Raw genomic sequence first — 15,688 nt, forward strand, 5'->3', positions numbered from 1 at the left:
CTTGTTCACGGCCGTCCTCGTGACCGGCGCCTTCGGCGCGACCCGCTTCTTCACGGCCGTCTTCTTTACCGGCGACGTTTTTGTCTGAACCTTCTTCGCCTGAGCGTCATGGAAGGCTTGCTCGAGCTCGGCCGAGATCCGGCCCCGGGATGACACCTCGCGCCCCTCCCCGATCGCCCACTCACGAATCTCCCTTGTTGTCTTCCTCGCCGAACCTTCTGAACCCCTCGGTGATACCGCCATGTGTCTCCTTCTTCGCCGGGCAACCGTCGAACGCACACAGTAACGGCAGGCGGCTTCTCCCGGTAATCAGGAAGCTCACCCGAACTGACAATTCACCGTCCCCAGCTCATCGCCGATCTGGGCAGGAAGTCACGGTCCTCTTGAAGCTCCACACTCACGACGCCCCAAGCTTCAGGCAGAACGAGCGCGGCTTACCTTGGCAATTAACAACATTGGTTGGCCGCAGCGACGACAGGCTTTAGAATTGCACTTCAGGTCCGGCGGTATCCATCAGGCCGAGTCACTCCGATCCGGATCAGCGATATCGAGCCGCATCTCTCGGGGCGGAACGCGTATCTGCGTGTTTCCGGAACGAGGCCTGAACCAGACAGCCATCCAATTGTGGGCCAGGAAATCCGGCTTTCGTTTCAGCCGTTCGGGAAATCGGCCAACTCCTGATATTTCTCTGATATTTCTCGAGAGGCCGCTTCCTGGTGGCCGTTGCTGAATACGATCTACGCCATCTGCTCGAAGTGCAAACCCGCCCGCTCAACAGCGTGAAAACCTCCTCACCGAGCACCATGGCATCCCCACGCCCCGGACACCAACGAATTCTTCCCAGAGTTGCTTTGTAGGCTGGTGCAGTGGGCTTGGAGGTTCTTGACGGAAGCGGACTGCCTTCTCCGATGCGAGTCCGGGATCGAGAATCTGCCACCGACCGATCTCGCCGAACGGGAGCAATCACGTGGTCGAGTGTGGACGCGTAGACCGCTGTCTCGCCCTTCGTGGCTAGCTCTTGAATCCGACTTCGACGACGTCGGACGCCGCGCTCTCCGACACAGACCTGATGTGGTGGATACTGCTACTGGCCGGGGCAGCGATCGGGGTTGACACGTGTTTGTCCTCACCGACCTGATTCAGACTCAGGCGGGCTGAGTCAGTAACCATCCACCGCCCGGGAGCCTTTCGCGCAGACAGATATCGCCCGGGGCACGGGTGGAAGAACCGTCCAAGGCCCAGTTCACCCGATCCAGATGACGACCCGATGGATGGCCGATCACAGAATGCCGGTCGACCTGAAGCCCAGACACGCCCCTCGCGCCGCGATGAAGTCGAGGGCCGTCAGTGCTTGGATCGCAACGGCACGGGTGGGGCTGTTTTCTGCTGGCGATGATTTTCCGGCCGAAGCGGGGTCAGTACTTGATATGAGGACACTCGCGATCACCCAGAACATCACCCTCGACGGCTCCATCGAGATGCTCGGCGACTGGTTCGATCCCGCGGACCAGGATCCGCAACTGCGCGAGGCGACCCGCCGGCAGTCCGAGCACGCGGATGCGATGCTGTTGGGTCGGCAGACGTTCGAGGACTTCCGCGGCTACTGGCCCCAACAGACCGACGACCAGACGGGGATCACCGACGAGCTGAACCAGATCCACAAGTACGTCGTCTCCTCGACCATGGCCGACCCCCAATGGCGGAACTCGACCGTGCTCACGGGCGACTGGATCACCCAGGTGCGGGATCTGAAGGGGAAGGAGGGCCGCGATATCGTGGTCACCGGCAGCATCACGCTGACCCACGCCCTGATCGTCTCTGGCCTGGTCGACGAGTACCGGCTGTTCGTGTACCCCGCTGTCCAGGGTCGGGGACGACGTCTGTTCCCCGACGGGTACGAGTTGCCGACGCTGCAGCTGGTGGAGGCCCGCGGCTTCCCGAACGGCGTATCTCTGCTGCGCTACACCATCTGAGGACATCACCCCCAGAGCAACCACCGGACGAACGATCTGCACACTCGATCCCGACGGCGGAACGGGACGAAACTAGCCTTCCCTCCATCCATTCGTGTCGAACCTGTCAACGGCTCGCCCCACAATTGTCGTCGAACCCAGAACAGACCCTGCCCGGCAAGCCCGAAATCGACCGTCCATTCGACGCGCGCAACGGGTGGGCAGCTTCCGGTTCTTCCTGACCGGGCAGCGATAAGAATGGACCGACGCCGTCGCCCGGATGCACGGCTACCAACCCGGCAAGGTGACCCTGACCACCGAACTGCTGCTGGCCCACAAGCATCCCGACGATCACCCGCGCGTCGCCCGAGTCCTGGACCGCCTGCACGACGACACCGGTCAGCTGACGCGCAATCACGGGCGGTGATCGAGCAGGCCGAGGGTGCTCCGATGCTGGTCTCCGGTATCCCCGCCGGGCTGGGTGGCCAACCCGCAGAACCCCGACCGAGTCACGACCGCGGTCGGGCACCGGTCCAGCCGGTCGGGCACTCGACCGGAACCGCTCCCTGAGCCGACGGTTTCCTCGAAAAGCCCGCGGCGAGTCGTATCCCGGACTGCCTAATCTCGACCCGACGGGATACGGCCCGCATCTCCAGGTTAAACCGCCCTCGGACGGACATCAATGGTCGGTTCGGGGCGGTCTTCGCCGTTCAGTCCGGGACCTTCGCGCCGCAGAACGACATCGACCATATCCATTCACAGCATCGGCAAGTCCGATCGTCCGCCGGACCGCACCGACCGGGCGGACGGCAAGGTGCGGGTACCTCGTTCCCACGGCGGGCCGCCACGCTGACGACAAGACCCTCCTTCAGCACCCCGATGTCAGCGCAGAATCGACTCAGAGGCAATGGGATTCAGGTCAGGGGGCCACGGCGTACCCGCTCCCGGCGGCCTTGGCCTGATACATCGCCGCGTCCGCGCGCCGGATCAGCGACTCTCGGGTTCCGTCCGGACCGGCGAGTGCGATGCCGACGCTGGCGGTGAACCGAAGACCGCGCCCGCCCGAACCGGGGCCGACCTGCAATTCGGTGACCCGGGTCGCGACCGTGATGGCGTCCTCGGCCGAGGCGATCTCCGGGCACACGATGAGAAATTCGTCGCCCCCGATCCGGGCCACGGTGTCAGCGGGACGCACCACCGACTCCAGCCGTTCGGCCCACTGGATCAGGGCGTCATCGCCCACCGCATCGCCGAGCCGGTCGTTGAGAATCTTGAACCCGTCGAGGTCGACCAGCAACACCGCAACCCTGAACTCGCTGCCGCGCGCCGCCTCCAATGCCGCATCGATCCGCCGATGTGCCAGGGCCCGGTTCGGTAGCCCGGTCAACACATCGTGCACGCTCTGATACCGCAGCGCCTCCTCCGCCTCGATGCGCCGGACCGCCGCCGCCAGCACCGCGGCCACCGAGCGCAGGAACATCACCTCCCGATCGGAATACTCCCGGGGGCGAGCACTCAACGCGGTCAACACACCCCACACCGACCCGGCGCGGCCGATGGGAACGCACACCCCGGACCGCAATCCGCCGGTCTTCATGACGGCGGTGGAGAATCGGTTCTCTCCGTACCGGTCGGAGCAGACGATGGTCTCGTTGACCGCGGCCGCATATCCCAGTTGGGAATCGGCGGCGAAGGTCTGCGGGGCGGGTGGTTGCCCCCGGTAGGCGAGCACCCGCAATACGCCGCCCGGGTCGCCTGCCCGGGCCACCGCGGCGCAGTTGACACCCATCAACGCAGCCGCCGCGTCCGCCGCGCCCGCGAGTACGTCGTCGAGGTCACCGTCCACGGCGAGCCGACTCAGCTCGGCAAGAGCTTGTTGTTCGCGGGCCCGGTACGCCGCCGCCTCCATCGCCGTGTGCAGGCGTTGTTCGTGCTCCTGCGCCGTCCTCAGGTCCTGGGCGATGCAGGCGATCACCGCCGGGCGATGGTCGTCGGTGTGCTCGACCACGAAGATCGACACGGTCACCGGGATCGGTTCCCCGGTCAGAAAATGCCGGAACTCCGACCTGCCGTCCCACAGGCCCCGCTCGAGCAGGGCCGCTTCCATCTCCGGGGCCTGCACCACCCCGACATCGGTGAAGAACTCCGGCGCCCTGCGCGCCCCGACCGCGGCCTCGTCGGCCAACCCCATCAGGTGCCTCCCAGCGGGGTTGAGATAGCGCAGGCGACCGCTGTCGTAGTCGGAGACGGCGACCAGGTTCTGGGCACGTTCGATCACCATGAGCAAAAGGCGAGCGTCCGTCGCTGCCGATTCCATCCTGGCTGTCCCATCGAGGTGTCGAGGTGTAGAGGTGGTGTTTCAGTTCCGTGGCCCACCAGCGGTGTGTCAGCGAGCAGTGCGAGTGCCAGGTCGGCGATCCTGGGCATACATGGCTTCGATTCTCGCCTTGATTTCGGCGGTGCTCATCGTGCTGGGCCGCCGCAGCGTGCGGGGCGTGGACACGGAGATCGTCGGGTTCGTGGGTGTTGCCATGAGAAGTCTGCCTTCGTCGCTGTTTCTTGGGGGGCGCCGCCGTGAGCGGCCGCGTAGGTGTTGTCAGCAACCACGCACACATGTGATCTGATTCACACGCAATAGTGTTACGTTCTCCGCCACCCGCGTCGACCGACTGCACTCGCACGCCGGACCTCCCCTGGGCGACGGGGCCGCCACTCCCCTGTCCAGGAACCCTGTGGGCTGGGGACGTCGGCGCTCACCCTCCCCCCATCGCCCAGGTCGAGACCGGGTCGGTGTGTCCATCAGCGATGGTGGCACCCCTCGTCGCGATCCCCCGCTACGGGAAGGCCGCAGGGACGTACCGTCAGGCTCTGCCGTCCCGCGACCCGGGCACCGCCCGCGTCGTGGCCGTCTCGGACAACGTCGGAGAAGCGCCGAACTGCCGACCGAGCCGGTCACCTCGATGCTCGCGACGAGACTGCGGATGTGATGCCAGTTACTTTCGAGCGATTCCCTTCAGCATCGAGCGCCGGGTCGCTACCATCGTTAGCACACCCTTTATCACCTCTCGAGAGGCGGCACGGGTGGATCCTCCGGGTTCGTCCCGGTCCCACCGATGTCGAGCCCAGGCATCAACGCACCGACACGCCCTGTGGACGTGGTGCCGCACCGTTTACAGTCCCGGAACCCGGCCTGTCGCTGCCGCTACCCGACTGCTGACTCTCGGGCATCAGGAGTGAAACCGCGATGTGTCGAGGAGTCATGTCGCACAACACTTTCAGACTGCACGGCAGTACGCGCCCGGTCCGACCCGGTTGCTTCCAAGGAGGTCCATCCCACCCACGCCGCCACATCGGCCTGCCCTGCACACACCCTCGGCAACAAGCCCAGGCCCGCCGGCCACACCCACGCGCCGCGCCGCCCTTGCCGACGGATCGGCTCACTGCTCCACTCCGAAAGCGACCATTCCGCTGTGCCTCATCATTTCCACCACCCCCGCGACCGGGACTGGCAACACCGCGCCTCCTGCCGCGGCACCGACACCGAAATGTTCTTCTCCCCCGACGGTGAACGCGGCAACGTCCGCGCCCAGCGTGAGCACGCCGCCAAACAGGTCTGTCACAACTGCCCCGTGCTCGCCGACTGCCGCGCCCATGCCCTCACCGCCACCGAGGCTTATGGCATCTGGGGCGGGTTGTCCGAGAACGAACGCGCCCGCCTCACCCGACGCACCCGCCTCCCGGCCCGACCCCGCGAGTGTGGCGCGCCGCCGGACCCTTTAACCTGGCGGATCCGAACACCCAGAGCGTGAAGGTAGAACAGTCATGGCCACCGACTACGACGCACCACGAGTCACCGAATCCGACGAGTCGACGGACACGTCCCTCGAACAGCTGACCGCCAGCCGGAAGGACACCCAGTCCCCCGCGGTGGACGTCGAGGACACCGACACCGCAGAGTCCTTCGAACTGCCCGGCGCCGACCTGTCCGGCGAAGAACTAGCCGTCCGCGTCATCCCCAGGCAGACGGACGAATTCACCTGCACCACTTGCTTCCTGGTCCACCACCGCAGCCGCCTCGCCGACAGCGAGCAGCGGATCTGCCGAGACTGCACCTGAGAACCGAGATACTTCGCGTGTCTCGGACACTTTCTGAGTGCTCAAAGCTGGGTGCACGCGCACCTCGCATCCCGAAATTCTGAGCTTGATGGCGCTCGCTGAAAATTCTCAGTTCTGCTTACCGAAAGTGCTCACCCGTGTGGCTCCGCCGATGAGGGCGGGTCTCCTTCGATGCTGGTGGTCTCTGACCACGCACCAGCGCCCGCGAAGGAGACCCGCATCTCATGTCGATAGGGGCGGAGGACGTGGAAGTACACGCACTGCACAAGCAGGGTTGGACGATCTCCGCGATCGCCCGACACACTGGACGCAACCGTCGCACCCATCCGCAACTACATCAACGGCGTCACCACGCCCGGCGTCCGCAAACCCCCACGTGAGGACCCGTTCGGGCCGTTCGTCGAGTACGTCACCTGCCGGCTGGCCGAGGATCCGCACCTGTGGGCTCGCACCCTGTGCGACGAGCTCGAAGAGCTCGCGTACCGGTTGTCGTATCCCACGCTGACCCGGCAGATCCGGAACCGCAAACTCCGCCAGGTATGCGAGGCCTGCGCGACGGCCACCGATCGGGCGGACGCGATCATCGGCCATCCGCCGGGCCTGCAGGCGATTTTGCACCGCAATCTGATGCCGCGCCCACCGGTCAGCGATCTGTTCGGCGCCGACGGGCGCCGGTGGCTGTTCCGTCAGGAGCTGCCCGAGGACGAGCATCACGCAATCGGAGCGCTGTTGCGGCAGCTGGACCTTCTCGGCAGCGAACTCGCCACCGCAGACCGCGAGTTGGCGATCGAGGCGTTCGCCGATCCGGTGGTGCGCCACTTGATGACCATCCCCGGAGTCGATGCGGTGGTCGGGTTGTCGGTGGTTGCTGCCGTCGGTGATTTCGGGTGGTTCGCCTCGGCCGAGAAATTGGTGGCCTAGTTGGGTCTGCATCCGAAGATTCGGCAGTCCGGGAATCAGCCGGCCAGTCACGGTCACATCACCAAGTCCGGTCGTGCGCAGACTCGCGGCATGCTGGTCGAGGCGGCGCGGGTTGCCTCCCGCACCAGAACCATTGTGGGCGTTCTACAACCGGATCAAAGCACGGCGCGGACCTCAAGTCGCGGCGGCGGCCCAGATTCCGCGACGTCTTCTGTCGGGAATCAGCTAGACGGGCCGATATCCCTTCTGCACACGCGACACGCTGAAGTCACGTTCGGGCGACCTACGGCTGACCGAACTCGGTGCGGAGACCGAATCGACCGCGCGCCGGTTGCAGTCCCGGCGAACGTGACCAATGGCCCTGCCGTGCCGATCCGGTCCGGGGTGGAATGGAACGGTTCGGGTCGCGTCCGGCGACCACGGCTTCCAGCAGGAGGTCCCCCGATGTTGCGAGGAGCGATTCCCGTCGGCCGGATAGCCGGCATCCGGATCTCGGTGCACTGGTCGCTCATCGCGACACTGGCGCTGCTGGCTTCGCTGCTGTCGCTGTCGATATTGCCCATGCAGCTCGCCGGGCGGCCCACGTCGCATTACTGGATCATCGGCACGGTGACCGCGGCACTGTTCATCCTGACTCTCGTCGCACACGAATTCGCTCACTCCGTGGTCGCACGCCGCCACGGCGTCTCGGTCGACCGGGTGACCCTGTGGTTGCTCGGCGGGATGTCCGAGTTGCGCGACGAACCACCCGATCCGCAGGCAGATCTCCACATCGCCCTCGCCGGACCGATCACCAGCCTGCTCATCGGTGTGACGTCCCTCGTCGTGGCCTTCTCGGTCGAACAGATCACCGGTCCGCTCGTGACCGCTGGCCTCATCTGGCTCGGGACTGCGAACCTGATCCTCGCGATATTCAATCTGCTGCCCGGCGCACCCTTGGACGGCGGCCGGGTGCTCCGTGCCGTCCTGTGGCGTCGCAGCGGCGACCGACTGGCTGCCACCACGTCCGCGGCCCGGAGCGGACGGACCCTCGGACTGGCGCTGATCCTGCTCGGCGGAGCACAGGCAATACTGCTCGGAAGCGTGGGCGGGCTGTGGTTGATGCTGCTCGGGTGGTTTCTCCGCACGGCGGCGAATGTGGAACTGATGACCGCATCGGCACGGCACCGACTCGGGGACCTTCACGTAGCCGACGCGATGACACCCACTCCCCTCGCCGCGGCCGCGGGCGACACCGTCGAAGGATTCCTCGCCACCGCGGCATCGTCGTCCCACCACCGGCTCTTCCCGGTCGTCGACCCGAACATGCACCCCATCGGAGTGATCACCCTGAGTGACCTGGCCCGGACAGCCCCGGCGGCGCGAAGCCGGACAACCATCGGATCACTCGCCCGGCCCCTGCCCGACGCCGACATCGTGACGAGTGATGCCCTGCTGGCGGACGTGGCCACGGCGGTACTGCTCCGACCGGGTCTGGATCTGATCGCAGTCGTCGACGGTGGGCAGCGCCTGACGGGTATCGTCACGGCCACCGATCTCGTGCGGGTGTGCGACCGGACCGCGCTCGGACTTCCCCTCCGCCACCACCCGACGACCCCCGGCAACGGCGGCGGACTCGACTGAACGTGGCGGGCAGCGGATCATTCACCTCGCCCCGGAACAGACCAACGGACGGTTCACCACCGCCACATGACGGCACTACGCTCCGCCGGTCCGCGTCCCCGCCCTCACTCCTCGAGCAGCCCGCCAAGGTGAGGACCTTCTCCCCTACGGCGCCATCACAGCAGCGGCGACGATGGTGGGGACTCGATGATCCGCGTAATCCGGGACCTGCTGCCGTGGGGGCGATCGGCAAGCGGTTTGCCTGGGCAGGCGCCTGACCCTTCGCACCACGGAGCAGTTTCGGGAGAACACGACCAACCGAGCCGAGGAGGCGGCGTGGACGGCGACCGCACAGCACAGACGGCCACCCGCAGTGGCCTGAAGAGTTCCGAAGCGGCCGCGCGCCTGCGCCGGGACGGCCCGAATCAGCTCCCAGCACCGAGCCGAGTGCCCTGGTGGCGAAGGCTGTTCGCCCAGTTGACACATTTCTTCGCGCTGTTGTTGTGGTTCGCGGCCGTTCTCGCCCTCGTAGCGGGAATGCCCGAACTCGGCATCGCCATCGTCGTGGTGATCGTCGTCAACGGACTGTTCGCCTTCGCTCAGCAGGAGCGGGCCGAAAAAGCCGCCGACAAGCTCGGGGAACTGCTCCCGACCTCGATCGTCGTGCGACGCGACGGTGAACTGAGCCCCGTGCACACCCGCGATCTCGTGGTCGGTGACGTGGTCGCGCTCGGTGGCGGGGACCGGGTCCCGGCGGATCTCACCCTGGTCGTGTCGGAGCGGTGCTCGTTCGACGAGTCGACACTCACGGGTGAGAGCGAGCCGGTGTTCCGGGCGACGGGCACCCCAGTCCTCGCGGGCACGTTCGTGGTCGAGGGCGAGGCCGAGGGCGTCGTGACGGCGACCGGGCCCGTACCCGTCTCGCCGGGATCGCCGCGCTGACCACCTCCGTCCGTCGTCCGCCCGGCCAGCTCGACAAGGAGATCCAGCGGATCGTACGCACGCTCGCGTTCGTCTCCGTCGGTGTCGGTGCCGTCTTCTTCGCGGTGTCGTTGCTCGTGGGCATCTCCTGGACGAATGCCTTCCTCTTCGCCGTGGGCATCACGGTCGCGCTGGTGCCGGAGGGCCTGCTCCCGACCGTGACGCTGTCCCTCGCGATGGGAGCCCAGCGCATGGCACGCAGTGACGCACTCGTCCGGAACCTCGAGGCCGTCGAGACACTCGGCGCCACCACCTTCATCTGCACAGACAAGACAGGGACTCTCACCCAGAACCAGATGAACGTCGTCGAAGTGTGGACTGCGGACGGGTCCGTGTCGGTCCACGGTGAGGGATACGAACCGACAGGTTCGGTGGCGGGCGCGCCGTCGGCCATCGCTCGAGCCGCGGAAGCCGGGAGGGCCGGAGTCGCGGCCTCGAAAGGACGGATCGTCCACAAGGACGGCGAGTGGCACCCCGTCGGTGATCCGATGGAGGCGGCGATCGCGGCCTTCGCGGCGCGTCTCTTATCGCCGGATTCACCGGTGCCGGCAGAGGAGGTGGTCAGACGTTTCGGTTTCGACCCGCGACGACGGCGTGAATCGGTGATCGTGCGCGGGCAGCTGTTCCTCAAAGGAGCGCCCGACGCTGTGCTTCCCCGCTGCGCCGCCGGAAGGGCGTTGCTCGTCCAGGCCCACTCCGCGGTCGAGGACATGGCCTCCCGAGGCCTACGGGTGCTTGCGGTGGCCCGCCGTGAACTCGACGACCCCGGCTCCGACGCCTCGCCCGACCTCATCGAGCGCGATCTGGAATTGCTGGGGTTGCTCGGTTTGGAAGATCCGCCGCGCACGACCGTGCCCCGGGCACTTGCGGCGGCGCGCAGCGCCGGCATCCGAGTCGCGATGCTGACCGGCGATCATCCGTCGACGGCGCACGCCATCGCCCGCGAGATCGGCCTGCTCGGCCCCGACGACATGGTTGTCCAGGGCGCGGACCTGCCCGCGGACGATCAGATCCTCGGCGCCCTCCTCGATCGCGACGGGATAGTCGTCAGCCGGGTGTCTCCGGAACAGAAACTTCGCGTCGCCAAGGCTCTGCAGGCCCGTGGACACATCGTGGCGATGACCGGGGACGGAGTCAACGACGGTCCGGCATTACGTCAGGCCGACATCGGGGTGGCGATGGGCCGGGGCGGAACCGACGTCGCCCGCGAAGCCGCGGATCTCGTGCTACTCGACGATGATTTCGCCACCATCATGACCGCAGTCGAACAGGGACGTGCCACATACGCCAACATCCGCCGGTTCCTCACCTACCATCTGACCGACAACGTGGCGGAGTTGACGCCATTCGCCTTGTGGGGGTTGTCCGGTGGCCTGTTCCCGCTGGCATTGAGCGTGCTGCAGATCCTGTGCATCGACATCGGAACGGACCTCCTACCCGCCCTCGCATTAGGCGGCGAAGCGCCCAGTAAGGGGGTCCTCGAACGGCCACCGGAACGCCGGCATCTGGTGGACACGTCGTTGTTCACCAGGGTCTTCGGTGTTCTCGGTCCCACCGAGGCGCTGGTGGAGATGACGGCGTTTCTCGTTGCCCTCATGGTGGCAGGGTGGCGGCCGGGCGGCGAGTTCCCCACCGGCTCTGCATTACTGGCCGCGTCGGGGGCCGCGTTCACGGCGGTGGTGCTGGGACAGATCGGGACCGCGTTCGCGTGCCGGAGCACCAGCCGACCGCCGTGGGCGATGGGGTGGACGACCAATCGACTGCTTCTGTGGGCGGTCCTCGCCGAGCTCGGCACACTGGCGTTCTTCCTGCTCGTCACTCCCGTCGCGGACCTTCTGGGGCACACGGTGCCGCCCACAGAAGGGTTCGTCGTCGCGGTCCTGGCCATTCCGGCAGTGCTCCTCGCCGACTACACCCACAAGCGAGTGCGGCAGCGTCGTAAGGCCGTCGGTGCTCGGCCGGTGGCCTAGCCGGTCACGCCGGTGAGAGAGCCGCGCCTACCCGACGGCCTCTTCGCCCTTGGAATCGACCTCCGTCGCCCACTGCGATTCGGGTTCGGCGTTCAGAGGCTTCCTTTCCGGATGACTCGACCTGCGTTTCCGTCCTGGGGAATCCCGGGTATCTGCGGGTGCAAATCCTGGTGTGAGATCAGTTCGAGGTCGAAATGCACCGTTGCTCCGTCGTGGTGCAGTGCGTCGGTCCAGCCCTGTTCGGTGATGACCGCGAGCATGAGGGTGTTCTCCGCGAGGATTTCCGCGGTCAGGTGTGCCACACCGTGAAGGTAGGCGGCCGTTCCCAATTCCCGCACCAGCTGTGTGCCGATGCCGTGCCGTTGTTCGTGGCCGGTGACCGCGAGTGCGATCTCGGCGCCGATGTTTCCGGGGGTGGTGTCGGTGACGACGTAGTTGGCGACGCCGACAAGGTGATCATCTTCGAAGGCGCCGAGGGACAGGTGCGCGTAGTCCTGCCGACAGATCTGTGAAGCGAACTCGCCGAGATGTTTCGGCCGCGGAGCGAAGAAACGCAGATAGGCATCCTCGTCGGACAGCTGCTCGTGCAGCTGCACCACCGCGTCACAATCGCCTGGGCCGAGCGCGCGGGTGGTGACACCGGGGATCGCGGTGTCGGTCGCGGACGCGGGCACCACCCTGGCTTGCGCGGTCGGCCGGCGCGCCCGGCCGGGTTCGCCGAGTGGCGGCCGGGGTGGGCAGACCATCGTCGGGCACCGGCAGTGGTGGAACAGGTACGGGCTCACCGATTCACCGGCCCCAGCCGCTACTGCGCGCCGTCGCCCGTGGGTTCCGATGACCACCAGTTGCGCGCCCACTGCGCGTTCGCTCAACGCCTCCCGCGGCTGGCCGGGCACCACGGATGCGGTGACAGCGACGCCCGGGAACGCCGCCCGTGCCGCGGACAGGATGCCCTCGAGGGTGTCCAGACCTGTGGCCTGCTCGGGTGCCGGCGCGGTGGGCTGGGAGTGTACGGCGATCAGTGGGGCACCGAACAGGTCCGCGTATTCGAACGCCACCATGGCGGCTTCGGCGCTGTCGGTGTCGCGGTCGACACCGAGGACCACGGGCCGCTGGTCGGGAACCTGCCCCGGCTGCCCCCGCCAGATGATGATCGGGCACGCGGTGTGTTCGGTGACGGTGCCGGCCCGCGAGGTCGCCGCCAGCACGTCGGTGCTTCCGGCGTCGGGGTGCCCGAGTACCACCAGCCGCGCGTCCTGGCCTGCGGTGGCCAGTGCTCGCGTGGTGGTCGGGTCGATGCATTTGCTGCTGGCTTCCTCGATCAGCGCACCACTCACGTCGAGATCGGGGAACCGCCGGTGGACGACCGCGATCGCATCGTCGACGACTGCGGTCGCCCTCGTATACGGTGCCCCGGCGGCCGGGTGGTGGGTGATGTCCGTCCAGGTGTGGTCGGCACCCTGAACGATGTGGACGATGCGTAGCGGGCAGTGCAGGCGGGCGGCCAGGGCGGCGGACCACAGTGCGGCGTCGCGCCCGATGGGTGGTTGGTCCACGGTGACCACGATCGGGGCTTGTTCGTGTGCAAGCATGAGTCTTCCTCATGATTCGGCCGGCTGCGACGTCCCCCGTCATCGTCTCCGCCGCCACGCATGTGCGCGATGGGCGGTGCCGTGCTCGACTTCAACCTCGTTGATCAAGCAGTGTGGCGGGACTGCACCCCGAGGGCGTGCACGTTGCGGGCTTGCGGTTGGTTCGTCGTGATTCCGTCGATCTCGTAGACCACCACCTCACCGTCGTGGAGGGTGCCGAAGCCGTCTCCGGCGATCGCCGAGAAGTGCACGAAGACGGCCGCCGCCGTCATCGGGCGTGATGAAACCGAACCCCTGCTCAGGGTTGAACCAGTGGACGACTCCGTGTTCGCGCGTCGGGGGAACGACCGCGCAGGGCCGCTGGTCATGATGATCGCCGAAGGAGGTCGGTTCCCACCGCGATGGCGGCCAGGCCCAGTACACACACCACCGCCCCGACGACAACGTTGGACCAGATCATCGCGGTGCCGGTGGTCACACCGGTGACGAGCCAGGGGGATACGACCAACCAGATCCCGAGCACCGGCGCGACAAAGGTCATGCCGTGGGTGCGGCCGTAGGCCGACCCGAACGCGGCCGCCAACAGCGCGACCGCGAGACCGGCGATCAGGTTCGACATGGTGAGCGAACTCTGGTCGGCGAAGCCGATGATCCAGGCGGACGCCGCGCCGTACAGTCCGGACAGCAACATCAGCCCGTCGGCGACCTGGGCGGTGGGCTGTTCGGCCGCCTGGTCGTAGCGTTGGCGCAACGCGACGATGTCCGGATGGGTGTGGATCGGGATGTGTGTCGAGGACGACATTGTTCTCAACTCCTACTGGGCGGCGGGGAGGGCCCGCACGGGCCTCCCCGCCACGGGTTCATTGACTCGGGAGGGCTTTCGGGGCGCAGATGGCTTCGACGAATGCGCCGACGGCGTGTTCGGGCAGGTGCCGGGCGATGTCGGCTTCACTGATCATGCCGACCAGCCGGTGCTCGTCGAGGACGGGCAGGCGGCGGATCTGGTGTTCTTCCATCACGGTGACGACCTGTTCGACGCTCGCGCTGGAATCGACGTGGTAGGTGCTGCCCTGTGCGAGATCACCCGCGGTCATCGTGTTGGGATCTGTGCCGGCGGCAACGCATTTGAGGACGATGTCCCGGTCGGTGATGATGCCGTGGAGGCGGTCGTCGTCACCGCAGATCGGCAGCGCCCCGACGTCCAACTCCCGCATGCGTTGCGCGGCGGTGGTGAGGGTGTCGTGTTCGCCGATGCAGGTTGCACCGGTGTGCATGATGTCACGTGCTGTGGTCATGAGTGGTGATCTCCAAAAGTCGTTGTCAAAGAATGGAATTCATCCGAGGAAGCCTGATTCTGTCAGCGGTGTCGGGGTCCGGTGACCGCGCTCGACAGCAGGTAGCAGCCCAGCACGACGGTGGCCAGCGAGGCGACCGCGAACGCGAACGCGATGGTGCTCCAGGCCGCGAGCGCGGCAAGCACGAGCCACAGGGCCGCGACGATCGGGATGATCGTCTTGGGCATGCTGTCCTCGATATGCGGGGTCACCCACCGGGACCGGGGCGATGGTGGTGGTGATCAGCCTGGTCCCGAGTTGCCGACCGCGCGTCAGTTGTGGCCGTTACCGGCGGCGGCCGTCTTCGTGATTTCGATGTGCTTTTCCGGGGTCGGGGATTCGGTGACCGGCATCGTCACGGTGAGGATGCCGTCGGTGTAGGACGCGTCGATGTCGTCTTCCTTCGCCCCGGCCGGCAACGGCATCGACCGGTAGAAGCTGCCGTAGTGGAATTCCGACCGGGTGCCTTCCTTGTGTTGTTCGGTGCGTTCGGCCTTGATCGTCAACTGCCCGTCCCGGACGCTGATGTCGACGTCCTTGGCGGGGTCGATCCCGGGCAGTTCGGCGCGCAACGTGTACCGGCCTTCGTCGAGGTGTTCCTCGACGCGGATCATGTGACCCTCGAGGGACGTCCACGGGGGCATCGACTCGAATCGGGCCATCAGATCCGACCAATCCGGCAATGCCGGCCACGACGATTGGCTGGGACGGCGGGGGGACAAAATACTCATGGCTGACTCCAGAAACTGGGAGGTGGTTGTTTGACCTTTCCGAGTCCACTCCCCCTCGGGATCTGGCAGTAGGGCCAACGGTCCTTACCTCGAGAACTTCCCCGGGACGGCGACCATCCTGGCCCGGGGCATGCTCGACGGCGGGCCGGGGTTGTCGAGGTCTACCGATCCGCAGCGCGAGCGCGCAGGATCAACTCATGGGCTTGTTCGAAGTGTGCGCCAACATCGACCCCACACACACCGTCCTCATCGTCCGTGACTCCTCCGGGGAGGTGGTGCACCGCATCGAGAAGCCGCCGCGATGGGGTCTGCTGCCGGAAGGATCCATCGATTTCGCCGCATTGGAGTCGGCATTGCTCACGTTGGGATACCACCGGGCCCCGGACGCGGATTGGGTCACCGGCCATTGGTCAGCCCACACCCTCGCCGAACCCGCGCCGGGCAGCCGTTCTCCCGATAGCCCCCGCTGATCCGAGGCGCGCGAGGAGC

General features: G+C 66.6%; 13 protein-coding genes and 4 pseudogenes. 9 read left to right on the plus strand and 8 right to left on the minus strand.

Features of this window, described 5'->3' with window-relative positions:
- Positions 1–243 (minus strand): Lsr2 family DNA-binding protein (locus tag QM806_RS24370; protein WP_283293116.1); only part of this gene is annotated, 243 nt, incomplete at its 3' end.
- A 1,184-nt stretch (positions 244–1,427) separates the two neighbouring features.
- Here QM806_RS24370 and QM806_RS24375 point away from each other — a divergent pair.
- Both QM806_RS24375 and QM806_RS24380 read left to right on the plus strand, forming a co-directional pair.
- The gene (locus QM806_RS24375) at positions 1,428–1,973 is read left to right on the plus strand and encodes a dihydrofolate reductase family protein (protein ID WP_005564900.1); all 546 of its coding nucleotides are present in this window, start codon (positions 1,428–1,430) and stop codon (positions 1,971–1,973) included.
- A gap of 259 nt (positions 1,974–2,232) precedes the next feature.
- Entirely contained in the window at positions 2,233–2,379 is a 147-nt protein-coding gene (locus QM806_RS24380; RefSeq protein WP_005564901.1) for a hypothetical protein, read from the plus strand.
- A gap of 492 nt (positions 2,380–2,871) precedes the next feature.
- On the opposite strand, the gene QM806_RS24385 is transcribed toward QM806_RS24380, so the two are convergent.
- Positions 2,872–4,233 (minus strand): diguanylate cyclase domain-containing protein, encoded by a 1,362-nt coding sequence (locus QM806_RS24385; RefSeq protein ID WP_502943881.1) that lies wholly within the window; start codon positions 4,231–4,233, stop codon positions 2,872–2,874.
- A 1,189-nt stretch (positions 4,234–5,422) separates the two neighbouring features.
- Here QM806_RS24385 and QM806_RS24390 point away from each other — a divergent pair.
- From QM806_RS24390 to QM806_RS24415, 6 genes and pseudogenes are all read left to right on the plus strand, one after another.
- Complete coding sequence (locus QM806_RS24390; RefSeq protein ID WP_081276543.1) at positions 5,423–5,761, plus strand: WhiB family transcriptional regulator; 339 nt, start codon at positions 5,423–5,425, stop codon at positions 5,759–5,761.
- Positions 5,762–5,774: 13 nt separating this feature from the next.
- Entirely contained in the window at positions 5,775–6,068 is a 294-nt protein-coding gene (locus tag QM806_RS24395) for a DUF4193 domain-containing protein (protein WP_054248377.1), read from the plus strand.
- Positions 6,069–6,292: 224 nt separating this feature from the next.
- Positions 6,293–6,716: pseudogene (locus tag QM806_RS24400) on the plus strand (helix-turn-helix domain-containing protein); the annotation flags it as partial.
- Between the two features lie 273 nt (positions 6,717–6,989).
- A pseudogene (locus tag QM806_RS41750) lies at positions 6,990–7,106 on the plus strand (transposase); the annotation flags it as partial.
- A gap of 327 nt (positions 7,107–7,433) precedes the next feature.
- Positions 7,434–8,612, plus strand: a complete 1,179-nt coding sequence (locus tag QM806_RS24410) for a site-2 protease family protein (RefSeq protein WP_169694499.1) — start codon at positions 7,434–7,436, stop codon at positions 8,610–8,612.
- Positions 8,613–8,927: 315 nt separating this feature from the next.
- Positions 8,928–11,542: pseudogene (locus QM806_RS24415) on the plus strand (cation-translocating P-type ATPase).
- Positions 11,543–11,634: 92 nt separating this feature from the next.
- Here QM806_RS24415 and QM806_RS24420 read toward each other — a convergent pair.
- The 6 genes and pseudogenes from QM806_RS24420 to QM806_RS24445 all read right to left on the minus strand — a co-directional run bounded on the left by QM806_RS24420 (position 11,635) and on the right by QM806_RS24445 (position 15,199).
- Positions 11,635–13,134: a GNAT family N-acetyltransferase gene (locus tag QM806_RS24420; protein WP_120659138.1), complete on the minus strand. Its 1,500-nt coding sequence runs from the start codon at positions 13,132–13,134 to the stop codon at positions 11,635–11,637.
- A 104-nt stretch (positions 13,135–13,238) separates the two neighbouring features.
- A pseudogene (locus QM806_RS24425) lies at positions 13,239–13,557 on the minus strand (cold-shock protein).
- Positions 13,499–13,936 (minus strand): SPW repeat protein, encoded by a 438-nt coding sequence (locus QM806_RS24430; protein WP_054248887.1) that lies wholly within the window; start codon positions 13,934–13,936, stop codon positions 13,499–13,501. Before QM806_RS24430 ends, QM806_RS24425 begins: the two are co-directional and overlap by 59 nt.
- 58 nt (positions 13,937–13,994) lie before the next feature.
- Positions 13,995–14,429, minus strand: a complete 435-nt coding sequence (locus QM806_RS24435; RefSeq protein WP_005564923.1) for a CBS domain-containing protein — start codon at positions 14,427–14,429, stop codon at positions 13,995–13,997.
- A gap of 62 nt (positions 14,430–14,491) precedes the next feature.
- Positions 14,492–14,656, minus strand: a complete 165-nt coding sequence (locus QM806_RS24440) for a hypothetical protein (RefSeq protein WP_043788861.1) — start codon at positions 14,654–14,656, stop codon at positions 14,492–14,494.
- An 84-nt stretch (positions 14,657–14,740) separates the two neighbouring features.
- Positions 14,741–15,199 carry an Hsp20/alpha crystallin family protein gene (locus QM806_RS24445; RefSeq protein ID WP_039951477.1) on the minus strand — a complete coding sequence of 153 codons (459 nt, stop codon included), beginning with the start codon at positions 15,197–15,199 and terminating at the stop codon, positions 14,741–14,743.
- Positions 15,200–15,396: 197 nt separating this feature from the next.
- On the opposite strand from QM806_RS24445, the gene QM806_RS24450 reads away from it, so the two are divergent.
- A complete protein-coding gene (locus QM806_RS24450; protein WP_005265613.1) occupies positions 15,397–15,669 on the plus strand; it encodes a hypothetical protein in 273 nt (90 codons plus the stop codon).
- Positions 15,670–15,688 lie beyond the last annotated feature (19 nt).

The organism is Rhodococcus sp. IEGM 1351, assembly GCF_030056875.1.
GTDB lineage: Bacteria > Actinomycetota > Actinomycetes > Mycobacteriales > Mycobacteriaceae > Rhodococcus_F > Rhodococcus_F opacus.